The sequence below is a fragment of the Luteitalea pratensis genome, from assembly GCF_001618865.1.
In the GTDB taxonomy this organism is placed as follows: domain Bacteria; phylum Acidobacteriota; class Vicinamibacteria; order Vicinamibacterales; family Vicinamibacteraceae; genus Luteitalea; species Luteitalea pratensis.
The window spans coordinates 6,828,584-6,843,483 of record NZ_CP015136.1 but is presented as its reverse complement, the minus strand read 5'-3'; the positions used below and the strand labels follow the sequence as shown (position 1 = coordinate 6,843,483).

The following is a 14,900-nucleotide window of genomic DNA, read 5'->3' as shown; positions in this document are numbered from 1 at the left end:
GCCGCCAACGCCGCCGCCAGTGCCACCGACGAATGCACGAACTGACGGCGGATCGGGGTGAATCCGGAGGGCGGACGGACCTCGGTGATGGGCAGGGCCGGTTGATCGCGTCACTCGCGCCACTTGGAGCTGGCGATCCCCTGGATGCGCGATTTGTCCACTTCCTTGGGCTTGACGGGGTTTCCAAACCACGACTCGAGCTGGTTTGCGATCGTGTCCGCGATCGCGCCTGGCAGTCCGGTGACCTTGCCGATGCCGCTCTTGACGCTGTAGTTCTCCTCGACGAGGCCCTTGGCGCCGTCCATTCCCAGGATTTCGAGACGCGAGAGGCGAATGAGCTCTCGGCACTTCTCGAGGACGGCCTGCACCTTCGTGACGAGCCGTTCGACGTCGAACATCCAGTTCGCGGTGCCGTACTCGCCGACGGCGAAATTGATGATCGTGCTGTGGTCCTGGATCACCAGGAAATAGCAACCCAGGATCGGGCAGACGCCGAACAGTTCGAGATTCAGGGCGCCGACGCGCAGCAGCTGGTTCGCCGCTTCACACTCCTTGTAATCGCGCACGTATTCGACGATCGACTGAATCACTTCCGCCAGGATTTCCAGCACGCCCACGACCGGACCGGTGACCGCTCCCGCATCGGCGAATGCGCCGGCCGTCTTCGCGGTGAAGGCGCCGGTCTTGACCGCGGCACGAGCGGCCGCCGACGCGATTTCACGGTCGAGCAACGCCGACAGCGCGTCGAACGCCGCCTCGGGATCGCCCGGCGCGATGTCCTGCCGCATGTCCTGCATCTTGTACTGGCCGTACTGCTGCTTGATGACCCCGGCCCACCCGATGATCGCCTTGCCGCCGGACGAGATCGCGCCGACGAAAGGCGCCAACTCGGCCGCGAACTGTTCCATGTTGCCGAGGTGCAGTGCCTGGAACACCTGATCGGGATCGAGGCCGGGACACAATTCCCGGCACAGTTCCTTGATCTTCATCACGATGCCGACCATCGACCCCTGCGATGCGGCGATCGCGCCGGCTCCCCCGACCTGATGGACCAGGCTCGCGCCTTGCGCGAGCGATCGTCCCGTCTTCGCTGCCGACGCGGCGCCCGATGCACCGCCGGCCACCAAGGCGGACGCGCCCTTGAACTTCTGCCACTTGCTACCCGTGTTGGACGCGAGACCCAGCAGCGTGTTGCTCTTGAACTTCAGTTCCTTGCCATCGAACTGACGCTGCAGGGCCGTCGCCTGCATCCGGGCGATGTACTGCATCGCCTCGAGCTCTTCGCGGGTAAGCTTGCGCTTGTCGAGGTCGGTCAGGGCCCGGTGAAGGTTGGTAACGGCGCCCTTCTCGTTGCGGACACTCTTCTTCCAGTCCTTGCCTTGCCGGCTCTGGTCGAACCGCCATTTGTCGAGCGCGGTCTTGATCGCCTCCTTGTTCTGCGCGTTCGGCGTCTTGCCGTAGCGGTCCACGGCGTCATCCACCGCCTTGATCAACGGGCTCCGCGGGCTCGTGAGGGAATGCGTGTCCTTCATCCACTGGGCGTGGCTTGGAATCTGGGCCATGGTGCTCGACGGCTCCGCGGTTCTACCAGGGCGAGCGGGTAGGTCTAGAGGTGGAACTTGACCGCTCTGAGGCGTCCATGCTACCTCGGCCGTAGGTTCTTGACAAACAACCGCCCGGTCGTCTCGAGGAGGAGAGATGGGCGGGACTACAATCGCCGCTCTGGGAGGTGGATCGTGGCGATACCAACGTGGCAGGTCAGCGGCCAGTACTACGAGACGTGCAGTTGCGACTTCGTGTGCCCTGCCTCCCGGGAGGAATGGCGGTACGACCCACCAGGGGATCTTGCACGTTTGCCATGGCACTCGAGGTGAATCGCGGGACCTACGGAAACGTCCCGCTGGATGGCCTGGGCTTCATCATCCTAGGCTTCACGCCCGAGGCGATGGCCAATGGCAACTGGTCGGTCGGGCTCATCGCGGACGAGCGAGCAACCGCCGAGCAGGGTGAGGCCATCACGGCTATCGCCAGCGGAGCCGCAGGCGGTCCGATGGCGGCACTGTCAGGACTGATCGGAACGTTCCTGGGCGTGCAGCCCGCACCAATCCGCTTCGATCGCAGCGGTGCGAAGTGGACCGTCAAGGCGTCGGATTTCGTTGACATGACTGCCGAGGGCGCGAAGGGACTCAACCCCGACGCCACCGAGCCGCTGTACCTCGACAACACGGGCCATCGGGCCGCCGGTCGCTTTGCGTTGGCGCGCGCTGCCAACAGCCGCGTGCGTGCCCTCGGCCTGGCCTGGGAAGACGCAAGCGGCAAGAACAACGGGCAGTACGCGCCGTTTTCCTGGCGCAACGCGTAAGCACTTCATTGCGGCCTGCGCTGGCCGCGACTGCGTCACCATCGCGAGTCGTCGTCTCCCTCGATGCCCGGACCCGCCACTCCCGCCGAGCGTCCGTCCACCATCCTCGACCGGGCGTTGCGGTACGACCGCGCGCCCGATGTGGTCGTCCTGGTCCTGGTGCCCGTGTTCTGCTGGCTGTGGATCGGCGTGATGGCGCGCGACATGTACGGATCGATGACCGGCGCCAGTGCGTGGATGATGACGGCGGACTGGGACGTACCACACCTGTTGCTGCTCTGGGCAATGTGGATTGTCATGATGGCTGGCATGATGCTTCCGTCTGCCTCGCCCCTGGTGCTCCTGTACGGTGCCAGCGCCCGACGATCCGCACACGGAACGGCGGGGCGCCAGATCTATGCGCTTGCGGCGGGCTATCTCCTCGTGTGGACGGTGTTCAGCCTGGTGGCCACCGCGCTTCAGCGTGGCTCGCGGTGCTCCGGCTCGTGTCGCCGATGATGGAGGTCACCAGTTCGCGGGTTGGTGCGACGCTGCTGCTTCTCGCCGGCGTGTATCAGCTGACGCCGATCAAGCACGCGTGCCTGCGAACGTGCCAGTCCCCGCTGGGCTTCCTGATGAGCCGATGGCGCGGGGGATGGCCTGGTGCGTTGGCCATGGGCGTCGAGCACGGCACCTACTGCGTGGGCTGCTGCTGGGCGCTGATGTTGCTGCTGTTTGCCGGAGGCGTGATGAACCTGACGGTCATTGCAGCGCTGACCGCATTCGTCGCCTTCGAAAAACTGGCGCCCCTGGGCGCGCACGCCGCACGGATCACCGGCGTGATCCTGAACGCCGCCGGAGTCTGGAGGCTCGTGCGCTGAACGCCCTTCGCGAGGGCCGCTGCAGCCGGCGATGCGACGAACGTCATGAGGGACCTCGTTTGTCGACTCTCGCCCACGACGGGCGGATCGGGCACCGTCATTCCGTCCGCAGCGCCCTGACCGGGTCGATGCGGCTCGCCTGGCGCGCGGGCAGGTAACCAGCCAGCATCGTGACGAGGCCCAGCACCGACAGGGCGACACCGACCGCCGCCGGGTCGCGGGGCGTGACGCCGAACAGTTGCGCCGCGATGTAGCGGTTGGCGGCAAGTGAGGACAGCGTGCCGAGCACTGCTCCGATGGTCACCAGTAGCAAGGTTTCGCCCCGAGAGATCTGCTGGATCCGCAGCAACACGCCGTAGCCGTGCAGCGGCCCGAGCGAGACGGCCTTGAGGATGAGGAGGTTGAGGGTACCTAGCAGCAGTTCGGTGGTGTCGCTCACGCGGCTCTCCTGGACGCGCCAGGAGAGGATGCAGGGCTCTCCTAGGGCGTCAAGGAGAGCATCACGACTCTCCTAGGGCGTCAAGGAGAGAGCGCGGCGCTCATTCGCACCGCAAGGCGGTTACCGGATCGACGCGGACGGCGCGCCTCGCAGGCACCCACGCTGCAGCGAGGCTCACGAGCACCAGCAGGGCGGCGGCGCCGGCAAACGCGATCGGGTCTCCGCTCACGCCCGCAACGAGGAACATCGCCAGCGGCTGGGTGACGAACCAGGCCGCGGCAAGCCCCAGCGCGGCGCCGATGGCCGTCAGGAGCACCGCATCGCGCAGGACGAGTTGCGTCACTCGCCAGCGGTTCGCACCGAGCGCCATCCGGATGCCGATCTCGCCGGTGCGCCGGCTGACGGAGTAGGACACCACGGCGAACAGGCCCGCCATCGCGAGCAGCAGCCCCAGCGCGCCCAGCGCTGCCAGTAACGCCGCCCCGAGTCGGCTCGGCATGAACGCAAACGCCAGCGTGTCGCGCATGGTGCTCACCTCGACCGCCATGGACGGATCGAGCGCGGTGAGCGCACTGACGACCTCGTGCGGGCTCATTGCCGCTCCGGGACTCCTCCGCACGAACACGTGCGCCACCCGTTGTCCATGGGAGCGCTGCGCGTAGGCCTCGTAGATTGCCGGCCGACGGTCCTCGCCGAGCGATCGGAACTTGCTGTCGCCGACGACACCGACGATCTCGACCGGGTACGTCTTCTCTTCGGGCCCGGGCAGGTGCAGACGCTGGCCGATCGGGTCGGCGCCGGCCATGTAACGCCGGACGAACTCTTCGTTGACCACCGCGACGGCCGGCGCACCCCGCCTGTGGTCGCCACGGAACGTACGACCCTCGACGACGGGAATGCCGATCGCCTCGAAGAAGCCTGGCCCCGCGAAGTTGGTCTCATAGCTCGCCTGAAACTTCGCGCCGGTCGACTCGAGCGTCAGATCGGCGCCGGTGCTCATCCCGCTCCGGATGGTCAGCGGTGCGCCGTAGGCATATCCCGCCGCGACGACGCCAGGCAGCGCGAGCGCCCGGCTGGCGGCGCGGTCCAGCAATTCGGTCCGCGTCTCGTCGGTATAGCGGCCCTCGACGAAACTCACGAGCCCCACCAGGGTGTTCTCCGTGTCGAAGCCCGGATCGAGACGATGCGCCTGCGCGAGATTGCGCACGAACAGCGACGCCGTCGCCAGCAGCACGAGCGCCACCGCGAGTTGGCCCACGACGAGGACGTTGCGCAGCGACACGCGCCGCGTGCTGCGGCCGTCGCCCTGGCGGAGCACCGAGCTCTTGCCGGCACCGGACGGCCCGATCACGGCTCGCAGGCGAGGGCGTCGCAACTGACGAAGCAGCGACTCCACTTCGAGCTCGCGCCCGAAGAAGAAGCGGGCGTTCTCTCGTGTGAAATGCAGAAGACCCGGGTACGGGCTCTGGTCGGCGCGATTCGTCTCCCGCTGCTCGACTTCCAGGGCGCGCGCCAGCGCACCCGCGGACGAATAACGGTCCCCAGGGGAATGGCTCAGTGCCCGGCGGAGCGCTGCACTCCAAGGTCCGGCCGAAACCAGAGGGGGGTCTTGACGCAACTCCGCCCACAGGCTGCGTCTGTCATTCGCTGATTCGCCTGTTCCGATCGTCCTCGGCGAGACAATCTCCGCGAGAATCACGGCGGCCGAGAACACATCGGCGCGCGCGTCCACGGGAAGGCCGTCCGCCTGCTCCGGAGACATGTACCCCGGGGTTCCTACGATGGTCTCAGCCTGGGTATCGGTCAGGCTTCGGGCCACCGGAGGTTCCCACGGCCTGATTGCCGACAGCAGATGATGAAGTTCGGCGTCGATGTCTCCCGGTTCGGCCACCGTGGCCCCGATCTCTTCGCGGAGCAGATGACCGTAGCGGCGACGCAGCCGGTGCACCATCTTCTTGACGGCGCCTTCGGTCGTCCCGAGGCGTTCGGCCACGTCGTGGTAATGCACCCGCGGTTCACGGCCCGTCAGATAGCCTTCAAGCTGCTCGAACTCGATGCCGCGACCTGCGTGCTTCAGTTCCTGACCGAGACGTGCCATCGCCCGCTCGAGGATGGTGAAGGCCCACCGCCGCTCGAAGAGCGCCTCGGGATCCAGAGTGTCGAGCGTATCGTCAGGGTGCCGCGCCTCCGCTTCCCGGACGTCGATCGCCACCGGCACTCGGCCGCCGCCTCTCTTCAGCGCCCGCGCGCGGTCGCGTTCCTTGGACAGAAAGTGCTTGAACGACGTCAGGAGGAACGCGCGGAATCGGCCCTCCCGCAACCGCACGTCACCGAGGTAGTCCTTCTCGATGAGCAGCGCAAAGTATCCCTGCGTGAGGTCATGGGCGTCCTCAGTCATATAACCCAGCCCGCGGGCGAAGCCATACAGGGGACGCCAGTACGCCGCACACAGAAAGGCAAGCGCCTCTCGCGCCCCGGGCTCGCCGCCACTGCGCGCTCGCGAAACGCCTGTCCAGGCGGTGCTGGGAAAGTTGCTCATCGCTCAACCGGCGCGTAAGGGAACCGTGCCCAGAAGCAAGCCAGTAGGTCGGCCCCGCGAGTTCTTTCTGGCGGAAGGACACACACAAGGTGGCGATGGCGATGGCCACGGCAAGGATGGACGCGTGGGCAGTTACAGGCAAGTCCCTCGGAACTCAGCAGTGGTCCGTCTGTTATCGTGAACCGCATCGCATGAAGCGCCGTGCGTGCCGACGAAAGGGGAGCCACCTTCAGTGTCACTGCGGCGAGTCTCATGCAGCCTGCTGATCGCGGGCCTGTCGGCCACGGTCGAGGCGCAGGGTCCACCAGCTCCCCTCACGCCCGACGACACGTACACGCACACCATCGTGCGTGGCGACACGTTGATCAGACTCGCCGAGCAACTACTCAGCGAGCCACACCGTTGGTCCATCGTCGCCCGCCTCAACAAGGTGCGCAACCCGAAGCGCCTGCGGCCGGGTCGGACGCTGGCCTTCCCGCTCGATCGGATGCGGAGCCTGCCAGGTGAGGCACGCGTGCTTTGGGTGCGCGGCAAGCCGCGCGTCGAAACGGCCGGCGCGGGCACCGTGCTCGCGCTGCTCGGCGCGACGCTCGCTCCCGGCGATTCCGTCGTGACCGCTGACGACGAGAGCGTGAAGCTGCAGTTGTCCACGGGCAGCCTCGTCACCCTCGGCGAGCAGGCTCGCATCACGCTCGTCGAACTGCGGACGCTGGCGGGACCACAGGTCAGCCGCACGCGGGTGGACGTCCAGCGTGGCCGCGTCGAATCGTCGGTCGTACCGGCGACCCATCCGGCGCAAAAGCACGAGATCAGTACGCCGGTCGTGATCGCGACGGTGCGCGGCACGGAGTTCCGCGTGTCGGTAGGTACCGACGCCGCGTCGGTGGCCACCGAGGTTACAGATGGATCGGTCGGCGTCGGGCGTGGCCCCGAGAACGTGGCGCTCCCCGCCGGGTACGGCATGCGCGCACGCGTCGGCGTGCCGCTCGCACCGCCGCGCGCCCTGCTGCCGCAGACCGATCTCGCGGCACTGTCGGCCTCCTCCGCCCGGCTGCCAGTGCGGGTACGCTGGCCTGCCATCGCCGGAGCGACGGCATATCGCGTGAGCGTTGCACCCTCCGGCGACGCGCCTGCCCTGGAGGACCAGCAGGTCCCCTCACCCGAAGTGACGTGGCCGGACCTTGCCGACGGCATCTACCGAATCGCCGTCCGCGGCATCGATGCCGACGACCTCGAGGGGCTCGAGGCGACCGCGACATTCACTGTCGACGCACGCCCCGTACCGCCACTCGTCAAGTCGTCCGGTGACGGCGTGACGTACGGCGACAGCGTGGCGCTGGAGTGGACCCGTCCCGACGGCGTCGAGGCGTTCGACCTGCAGGTCGCCACCGATGATGGTTTCGCGGCCACGCGGTCGGAGCAGACGGCGATCCGCGAGGTGACCGCCACCTTGGCGCTGCCTCCGGGACGATACGTGTGGCGCGTGGCGTCGCGCGTGGGCGAGGATCGCGGCCCATGGGGAGACCCGACCGTGGTCGAGTTGCGGGCGCGGCCCGCCGCCGGGCCAGCGCCCGATGCCTCGGTGCAGAAGCGCGACCTCACGCTACGTTGGTCGGCGGGCGCGCCCGGAGATCGCTACGTCGTCCAGATGGCGGCCGATCCATGGTTCGGAGCGGCCATCGTCGACGCCGAGGTGGACGCGCCGATGATCACCGTGCCGAGGCCGACACCAGGCCGCTACCACGTCCGTGTTCGCGTGGTGAACGCCGAGGGCGTGAGCGGTCCCTTCGGTCCAACACAGTCGCTCGACATCCCGAAGCCGCCACGCAGCAAGTGGTGGTGGATCCTCCTGCCACTCGGGGCAGGCGCCCTCGTGGCCGCGTTCTGACATGCACACCGGGTTGCGCCACGCCCGCGCAGCCCAGGTCATCGTCATCGTGGCGATCGCTGTCGCGGTCGGCCTCGACGTCAGTGGTCCGGGTCGCCGTCTGGACGCATGGCTGTGGGATCGTCTGGCGGCCCTGTTCGCTCCCACTCTCGCCGACGACGGCACCGTGGTCTTCGGGATCGACGACGCCTCGATGGCCGACCTGCAACCGCTCATCGGCGGATGGCCCTATCGTCGGGATGTCTGGGCGCATGTCGTGGACTACCTCGGCGCACAGGGCGCGCGACACGTGACCCTCGACGTCCTGGCCGCGGATCCGCGCGACGGTGACGATCAGTTGCGCGAAGCCCTGGCCCGCACCCCCGGCATCGTGCTGCCCGCCGTGCCCGTTCCCTTCAGGATGACGACGGACCGTACCGTTGCGCCCGGAGCCACGTCCGGCATGACGGTGGCGGACGGGACGCCGGCGAGCGAAGCGATCAGCCTGGTGGCGCCGCGGCCCGAATTGCAGGCCGCCGCGCGACTGGGTGTGGCGACGGCCGGGGCCGACGAGGACGGCATCGTCCGGCGCCTCCCCGTGCTGACGCGCGTCGGGCGCGCGTGGCTGCCGGCGATGGCGGTCGCTTCCCTGTTCGGGAGTGAAGACGACGTCACGTGGCGGCCAGGCTGGCGAGGGCCGACGATCTTCATCGCTGGGCATGCGCTCCCCGTCGACCGGGCTGGCCAGGTCGAACTCCGGTATCCATCAGCGCAGCCCGCGCTGGCCACGCTGGCGTTCTCGCGACTCGTGCGCGCGGCCGTGACAGATGTCGGGGACCCGGACGTCGCCGCGCACGTGCGCGGACGTCGCGTCTTCATCGGGGCGACGGCCCTGCTGCTGGAAGAAGCCGTGCCGACGCCCGTCGGACGAGTGCCAGGCGTCGAGTTCATCCGCCTGACCACGGTCCTCCTTCGAGACGGCGCCGTCGTGCGTCCGCGCGTCGCGGTGATCGACACGATCGGGCTCGCACTCGCGCTGGGCGTCCTGCTGCTCGGCTGGGCATGGCGTCCCGATCGGTCACGCACCACGCTCGTCGCGCTCCTGCTCTCGGGCCTGACTACCGCTGCCCTCGCGGCGTCGATGCTGGTGCTCCTGCAGCAGCGCACGTGGCTGTTTGGCCCACTGGTCGCGGCGGCCACATCGGCTGGGCTGCTGACCCTCGCCGACCTCGTCCGGCTCCGTCGGGAACGCAGCCTCATCGAGGCCGAGCGTCAGGCGGCGGAGCGCGCCTCAGAGCTCAAGACGCAATTCCTCAACCACATCGCGCACGAACTGCGCACGCCGGTCACCGCCATTCTCGGCTTCGGGCGCCTCATCGTCGAGGGTCGCGACCCTCGTGAGGTACAGGAGTACGCTCGAGTGATCTCGCGAAACGGCGCGCACCTGCTGCAGTTGGTCAACAACCTCCTGGACGATGCGACGATCGCGGTGGGACGTGCTCGCATCGACCCGCAACCGGTGGACGTGCGGCAACTGTTGAGCGACGTGCTGGCCACCGTCGAGGGTCTGCCCCGCAACGATGGGGTCGCCCTCTCCGGCAATGTCGCCCCTGGCGTCCCGGCGTACCTCTTGATCGACGCCCTTCGCGTGCGCCAGATCCTGTTGAACCTGCTGGGCAACGCGATGAAGTTCACCGAGGCCGGCGACATTCGCCTCGTCGTCGCCTGGGATCACGGGCGACTGACGCTCGTGGTCCAGGACACCGGCAGCGGCATCCCGTCCGAGGCGCTCGCCCGCATGTTCGAGGAGTACGAACAGGGATACCAGCGCGCGCAGCGCATGGGCGGCACCGGCCTCGGCCTCAGCGTGTCACGCCGACTCGCCCGGCTGATGGGAGGAGACCTCGAGGCTTCCTCGTCCGAGGGATGCGGCAGTCGCTTCACCCTGACGCTGCCGGCGCGGGAAGCCACGCCGCCGACGGTGTTCGCGGCGCCGCACGAGCAGGATGTCGTCGAGAGCACCGGCGACGGACCGCTGGTGCTGGTGTGCGACGACATCGAGGACATCCGGCAGCTGTTTGCCGTCGTGCTCAGCAGCGCGGGTGCCCGCGTCGTCACGGCCGGCACCGGACAGGAGGCCGTTGCCCTCGCGCACTCCCTCGCGCCGGAAGCCATCCTGCTCGATCTCGACTTGCCCGATCAGGACGGTCTCGTCACGGCCACTCAGTTGCGCGCGCACGGCTACGAGGGCCCGATCATCGCGATCTCGGGCAGCGGCGAGGACCGGGAAGCGACGTTGCGCGACCACGGATTCTCGGACTCGGCCCGCAAGCCGGTGTCGAGCACGCTGCTCGTGGACCTCGTCGCACGACACCTGCGGCACTGGCGTCCGACGCGGCCACCGCTGCGCGAGGCCTGAGGATCGGCGTCACAGTCATACAGCCCCCCGCGACATGCCACGGTAAGGCCGCGGTCCTCGGACTTGTCGTCGGGCCAATCACGTCTCGGTCAGCGCACGCTCTCGGCGGCCATGATGTCGCTCTCCCACCGATCGGTCACGGTTGGCGAGCGCCCATCGGCCATCACGTGTGACCGTCAACCCACCGAGCTCGTAATGAACACGTGCGTTTGCCGGCGCCGGGCGGCGCAAGTCACGTGATGAGCCGACGGCGGCGGTGTCCGTGCCGTCGAACTACCTGTAAGATAGGGCGCCCATGCCGGCCACCCGCGCGCGCTATCGGGTTGTTGCGCTCGCCACGACGCTGGCGATGGTGACCTACCTTGACCGCGTTGCCATCGGCACGCTCGCTCCAGGAATCCGTCGAGACCTCGGGCTGACCGCCGTCGAGATGGGCTGGGTGTTCACCGCCTTTCAGTTCGCATACGGATTGTTCGAGGTGCCAACCGGCCGGTGGGCCGATCGGGTCGGCACGCGCTCGGTGGTCGCGCGAATCGTGATCTGGTGGTCGGCGTTGACCGTCGCGACGGCGGCCGCGTTCAACTATCCCGTCTTGCTGGCGGTGCGATTCCTCTTCGGCGCCGGCGAGGCGGGCGCGTGGCCGTGCGTCGCGCGTACGTTCTCGCGGTGGATTCCGCGCAGCGAGCGCGGACGGGCGCAAGGCATCTTCTTTGCCGGCGCTCACCTGGTCGCCGGCCTGACTCCTGGCCTGATCGTCGGCGGCGGCCTGCTGGGCAGCTGGTGGCCCGGCATGCTGAGTGTGATGTCCTGGCGCGGCGTCTTCGTCACCTTCGGCCTGGTCGGCGTGGTGTGGGTCGCCGTGTGGCTGTACTGGTTCCGAAACGATCCGTCGGAACATCCCGCGGTGAACGCGGAAGAACTGGACGCCATCGTCGCCGGCCGCCCGCGCGAGGCCGCTCACCCGAGCGGCTGGGCGTATTGGAGAGAGCTCATTCGCAGCCGGAACATGATCGCACTGAGCGTCATGTACATCCCGAACTGCATGATCTTCTACTTCTGCATCACCTGGCTGCCGACATATCTGCTGGAGCGCCATGGCTTCAACATCTCCGGCATGGCGCTGTTTGCCGGGCTGCCGTTGCTGGTCAGCATGCCGGGCGATTTGCTCGGCGGATGGCTCACCGACCACCTGTGCAGCCGTTACGGGCTCCGCGTCGGCCGCTGTGTGTTGGGGGGCGTCGCCTACTTCGTCGTCGGCCTCTGCCTGATTGCCGCCGGCCACGCCTCGTCGCCCGTCGCGGCGGCCGGCCTGATTGCCATCGGCACGGGCCTGACGATGTTCACGCTGGGCGCGGCATGGGGGACGGCAATCGAGATCGGCGGCAGCCACGTGGGCGTCGTCGGCGGCACGATGAACTCCATCGGCAACCTCGTCGCGATGCTCAACCCGCTCATCGTCGCCTACTCGGTTGAATGGTTCGCCAACTGGGATCTGCCGCTCTACGTGATGGGCGTGCTGTTTCTCATCGGCGCCGGCTGCTGGGCGGTCATCGATCCGCGCCGTCCGGTCTTCGCGGCTGCCATTCGAGTTCCCTGACACCGCACCAGACCCCGTGGATTCCCCGCGGTAGGGGTCAGCGCGGTCGAATGACGGCCAGCACGCCAGCACGTCCTCCACCGGCGACGGGCGTCAGCACCATGCCGTAGCGGCCGGCGTGCAGGGTGACCGTCCGCTGAGCAGCGATGCCCATGGCGGCTCCGAAAATCACGTCGCTCAAGTAGTGTTTGTTGTCGTGCACGCGCGCGGTCGCGACATACCCAGCGGCGAGGGCGGCAGGGACACCGACTTTCCAGCCGTAGTGCCGCTGCAACACACTCGCGGTCGCGAATGCGCTGGCAGAGTGACCCGACGGAAACGACACCGAGTTCGATCCGTCCGGCCGCTCACGCTGCACGGTGTACTTGATCGCCTGCACGTACGCCTGGCTGAGGAGCTGCGCGCGCATGATGTCCGCGCCCGTGGTCGCGAGCCGTCCCTCCTTGGCAAGCCACCCGCCGGTATACAAGCCGACGCCGAGGAGCGCCTGAACTGAGAAGGCGCCGTAGGTGTGCCCCGGCTCCATCGCATTGTTGAGCCTGACGTTGGTCTCGATCTCGCCCGCCAGATCGTCGTCCCAGACATGTCCGATGGCGGCGGCGCCACCGCCAATCCCGAGGACGATGCCGGTGTCCCACGAAATGAAGCGCCAGAGGTCGCGGGGCATCTCCCGCACGACGGCGCCAATCGAAGGGGGAGGTGTGGCGTTGGTCTGCGCGGCCAGTGGGCTGCAACCCGGAACCAGGAGCACGAGCAGGACGTGCAACGCCCTCGTGACGCTTCCCACCAACGATGGACCACAGAATGCCGTAGTTCGCGCAGAAAGCCCCATCAAGTATCTCGGCAAAATTTGAAACGACAGCCAGTCGCAGGAAGGCAGTTCGCGAATCTAGCACGGTCTGTGCCGCAGTACTACCAATCGAAAGTCTACAGAACAGGCCAAATCGCACGACGGTTCATTGAACCGCTGCCTTCGCCTCTATCGCTCTGTGTGGCCACCCGTGTTCGCCGTGCGCATGAAGTCGCAGCGTTCGACAAGTGCACAAAAGCGTGGGTCCTCGCGAAGGTCGTCCCACCCGGAAGACCCGGCTGCCAGATAGACAAGGTGAACGTCTCGCGCTTTGTAAGGCGTTCTCGAGCCAGTGGAAGGCCAAATCGCGTTGGCCAAGCCCAACGTACACGATCGCGACTGTAGAGGGTGGCACGTAACGTTCGCGAGCAACACTTTCGCGAGCACGGGTTTCCAGTGTGCGCAACACTTGCTCGGCCTCATTCCTGCGCCCCGATTTCGCCAGGATGTATCCTCGAAGCGACAGGTTCTTGCTGTTGGGGGTTAAGGCGTCGGCTTCGTCCAGAGCTTTGAGTGCCAGCTCGCTGTTCCCATCTGCTGGTAGACGTCGCGAGCAGGTCGTGTCCGAGCCAGAACGACGGACTGATAGTTCGGGGCGCTGGACGACGAGGTGCAGGACGCAGGGCCATCATCCTGTACGAGGGCGACAAGTCCGGCGGCGGTCAGAAGCGGCTCTATCGGCCGCTATTGAGAGAGCCAATGCCCGATTCGAAGCTCACCTGGCAGCACTTCAGGCAGGAGCATTGCGCCGACGCTCGACGAAGAGCGCGCAAGTCATGAATAACATCGCACACCTTCGCAAGGGGCTCAGCCCCGGACGCAAGCGGAAGGTCGCGGCGCGTGCAGCGACCATCGTTGCCGAGGACTGCTCCTTGCTGGAGCTGCGCCGCGCGCACAAGCTGACGCAGCAGAAGATGGCCGAGGTGCTCGGCATCGGCCAGGACGGCGTCTCCCGGCTCGAGCAGCGCAGCGACCTGCTGATCTCGACGCTGCGCGACTACGTCGAAGCCATGGGCGGCAAGCTTCTCGCTGGTAGCGGAGTTCCCGGACCAGGAGCCAGTGGTCCTCACAGGGCTCGCGCCGCTGGGTGACGCCAGCCGATGAATCGGCTGTGCCGGCGGCCGAAGGTCGTGTTGACAGGGTGGCGCAGGCGCGCCCACCGTCCAGGGCATGCCCAGTGGACGCATGGTAACGTAAATGTTACCATCGCTTGAACTCAGCCAGTACGTCGACGCTGCTGGCCGGAGCCCTTTTGATCAGTGGTTCGGCCGGCTGGACGATATGGCTGCAGCCCGCGTCACCACTTCGCTGACACGGCTCGGCACCGGCAACTGGTCGAACGTGAAGGTTGTGGGCGCAGGCGTATTCGAAGTCAAGATCGACTTCGGCCCTGGCTACCGCGTGTATCTCGGCAAGGACGGTGACAGGATCGTCATCCTGCTTGGCGGCGGTACGAAGAAGCGCCAAAGCCGAGACATCGAGGTCGCACGGGACCACTGGAAGCAGTACAAGAAGCGCAAGACGTAGGAGCAGGACGATGCCGCTAACGACAGATTTCAAGGACACCGTGAAGGCACGCATGGAGCGTTCGTCGAAGTTTCGCCGCGCGATGCTTCGTGAAGCGATCGAGTGCCTTCTCTCCGGTGATGTCGATACGGGCAAGGCCATCCTTCGCGACTACATCAACGGCACCATCGGGTTCGAGGAACTCGGCGACCGGACGCGTACGCCCGCCAAGAGCCTGATGCGCATGTTCGGACCCAGCGGCAATCCGCAGGCCAAGAACCTGTTCGAAGTGCTCGCCAAATTGCAGCAGGCCGAAGGCGTTCAGTTTCAGGTTCGCTGAGCGCTCAGCGAGCGTGGTCATGCCGGCCCCTCAGCTGTATCACCGGCGGATGTCCCTCCCGCCTCGCCACGGAATTCGACTCCGCTTGTACTGAACGAGAACGCATCTCTGTTCGGATGTG

The 14,900-nt window shown here is 67.1% G+C and carries 11 protein-coding genes and 1 pseudogene; 8 read left to right on the top strand and 4 right to left on the bottom strand.

Annotated features, from left to right (window positions below):
• Positions 1–110 precede the first annotated feature (110 nt).
• Complete coding sequence (locus LuPra_RS28750) at positions 111–1,562, bottom strand: hypothetical protein (RefSeq protein WP_157899814.1); 1,452 nt, start codon at positions 1,560–1,562, stop codon at positions 111–113.
• Positions 1,563–1,858: 296 nt separating this feature from the next.
• Between LuPra_RS28750 and LuPra_RS28745 the strand changes: the two genes are divergently transcribed.
• The gene (locus LuPra_RS28745; RefSeq protein WP_234800598.1) at positions 1,859–2,362 is read left to right on the top strand and encodes a DUF1326 domain-containing protein; all 504 of its coding nucleotides are present in this window, start codon (positions 1,859–1,861) and stop codon (positions 2,360–2,362) included.
• A gap of 63 nt (positions 2,363–2,425) precedes the next feature.
• A pseudogene (locus LuPra_RS34720) lies at positions 2,426–3,222 on the top strand (DUF2182 domain-containing protein).
• Between the two features lie 97 nt (positions 3,223–3,319).
• Here LuPra_RS34720 and LuPra_RS28730 read toward each other — a convergent pair.
• Positions 3,320–3,661, bottom strand: a complete 342-nt coding sequence (locus LuPra_RS28730; protein WP_110173953.1) for a hypothetical protein — start codon at positions 3,659–3,661, stop codon at positions 3,320–3,322.
• Positions 3,662–3,761: 100 nt separating this feature from the next.
• A complete protein-coding gene (locus tag LuPra_RS28725; protein WP_110173952.1) occupies positions 3,762–6,200 on the bottom strand; it encodes an FtsX-like permease family protein in 2,439 nt (812 codons plus the stop codon).
• 232 nt (positions 6,201–6,432) lie between these two features.
• Here LuPra_RS28725 and LuPra_RS28720 point away from each other — a divergent pair, with 232 nt between their 5' ends.
• The 3 genes from LuPra_RS28720 to LuPra_RS28710 all read left to right on the top strand — a co-directional run bounded on the left by LuPra_RS28720 (position 6,433) and on the right by LuPra_RS28710 (position 12,083).
• Complete coding sequence (locus LuPra_RS28720) at positions 6,433–8,088, top strand: FecR family protein (RefSeq protein WP_110173951.1); 1,656 nt, start codon at positions 6,433–6,435, stop codon at positions 8,086–8,088.
• A gap of 1 nt (position 8,089) precedes the next feature.
• Positions 8,090–10,486: a CHASE2 domain-containing protein gene (locus LuPra_RS28715; RefSeq protein WP_110173950.1), complete on the top strand. Its 2,397-nt coding sequence runs from the start codon at positions 8,090–8,092 to the stop codon at positions 10,484–10,486.
• Between the two features lie 295 nt (positions 10,487–10,781).
• Positions 10,782–12,083 (top strand): MFS transporter, encoded by a 1,302-nt coding sequence (locus LuPra_RS28710; protein ID WP_110173949.1) that lies wholly within the window; start codon positions 10,782–10,784, stop codon positions 12,081–12,083.
• A 37-nt stretch (positions 12,084–12,120) separates the two neighbouring features.
• Here the strand turns inward: LuPra_RS28710 and LuPra_RS28705 are convergent, their stop codons facing one another.
• On the bottom strand, positions 12,121–12,849 hold the full coding sequence (locus LuPra_RS28705) for a phosphatase PAP2 family protein (protein WP_157899812.1): 729 nt from the start codon (positions 12,847–12,849) through the stop codon (positions 12,121–12,123).
• An 860-nt stretch (positions 12,850–13,709) separates the two neighbouring features.
• Between LuPra_RS28705 and LuPra_RS28700 the strand changes: the two genes are divergently transcribed.
• The 3 genes from LuPra_RS28700 (at position 13,710) to LuPra_RS28690 (ending at position 14,779) form a co-directional block, all read left to right on the top strand.
• On the top strand, positions 13,710–14,024 hold the full coding sequence (locus LuPra_RS28700) for a helix-turn-helix domain-containing protein (protein ID WP_237050744.1): 315 nt from the start codon (positions 13,710–13,712) through the stop codon (positions 14,022–14,024).
• Positions 14,025–14,130: 106 nt separating this feature from the next.
• Complete coding sequence (locus LuPra_RS28695; protein WP_110173947.1) at positions 14,131–14,460, top strand: type II toxin-antitoxin system RelE/ParE family toxin; 330 nt, start codon at positions 14,131–14,133, stop codon at positions 14,458–14,460.
• 10 nt (positions 14,461–14,470) lie between these two features.
• Positions 14,471–14,779 carry a transcriptional regulator gene (locus LuPra_RS28690; RefSeq protein WP_110173946.1) on the top strand — a complete coding sequence of 103 codons (309 nt, stop codon included), beginning with the start codon at positions 14,471–14,473 and terminating at the stop codon, positions 14,777–14,779.
• The last annotated feature ends 121 nt before the right edge of the window (positions 14,780–14,900 follow it).

Excerpts from the sequence above, each read along its gene's own strand:
- LuPra_RS28695 (WP_110173947.1), top strand. The coding sequence starts at position 14,131 with ATGTTACCATCGCTTGAACTCAGCCAGTACGTCGACGCTGCTGGCCGG.
- LuPra_RS28750 (WP_157899814.1), bottom strand. The coding sequence starts at position 1,562 with ATGGCCCAGATTCCAAGCCACGCCCAGTGGATGAAGGACACGCATTCC.
- LuPra_RS28690 (WP_110173946.1), top strand. The coding sequence starts at position 14,471 with ATGCCGCTAACGACAGATTTCAAGGACACCGTGAAGGCACGCATGGAG.
- LuPra_RS28715 (WP_110173950.1), top strand. The coding sequence starts at position 8,090 with ATGCACACCGGGTTGCGCCACGCCCGCGCAGCCCAGGTCATCGTCATC.
- LuPra_RS28745 (WP_234800598.1), top strand. The coding sequence starts at position 1,859 with ATGGCACTCGAGGTGAATCGCGGGACCTACGGAAACGTCCCGCTGGAT.
- LuPra_RS28700 (WP_237050744.1), top strand. The coding sequence starts at position 13,710 with ATGAATAACATCGCACACCTTCGCAAGGGGCTCAGCCCCGGACGCAAG.
- LuPra_RS28725 (WP_110173952.1), bottom strand. The coding sequence starts at position 6,200 with ATGAGCAACTTTCCCAGCACCGCCTGGACAGGCGTTTCGCGAGCGCGC.
- LuPra_RS28710 (WP_110173949.1), top strand. The coding sequence starts at position 10,782 with ATGCCGGCCACCCGCGCGCGCTATCGGGTTGTTGCGCTCGCCACGACG.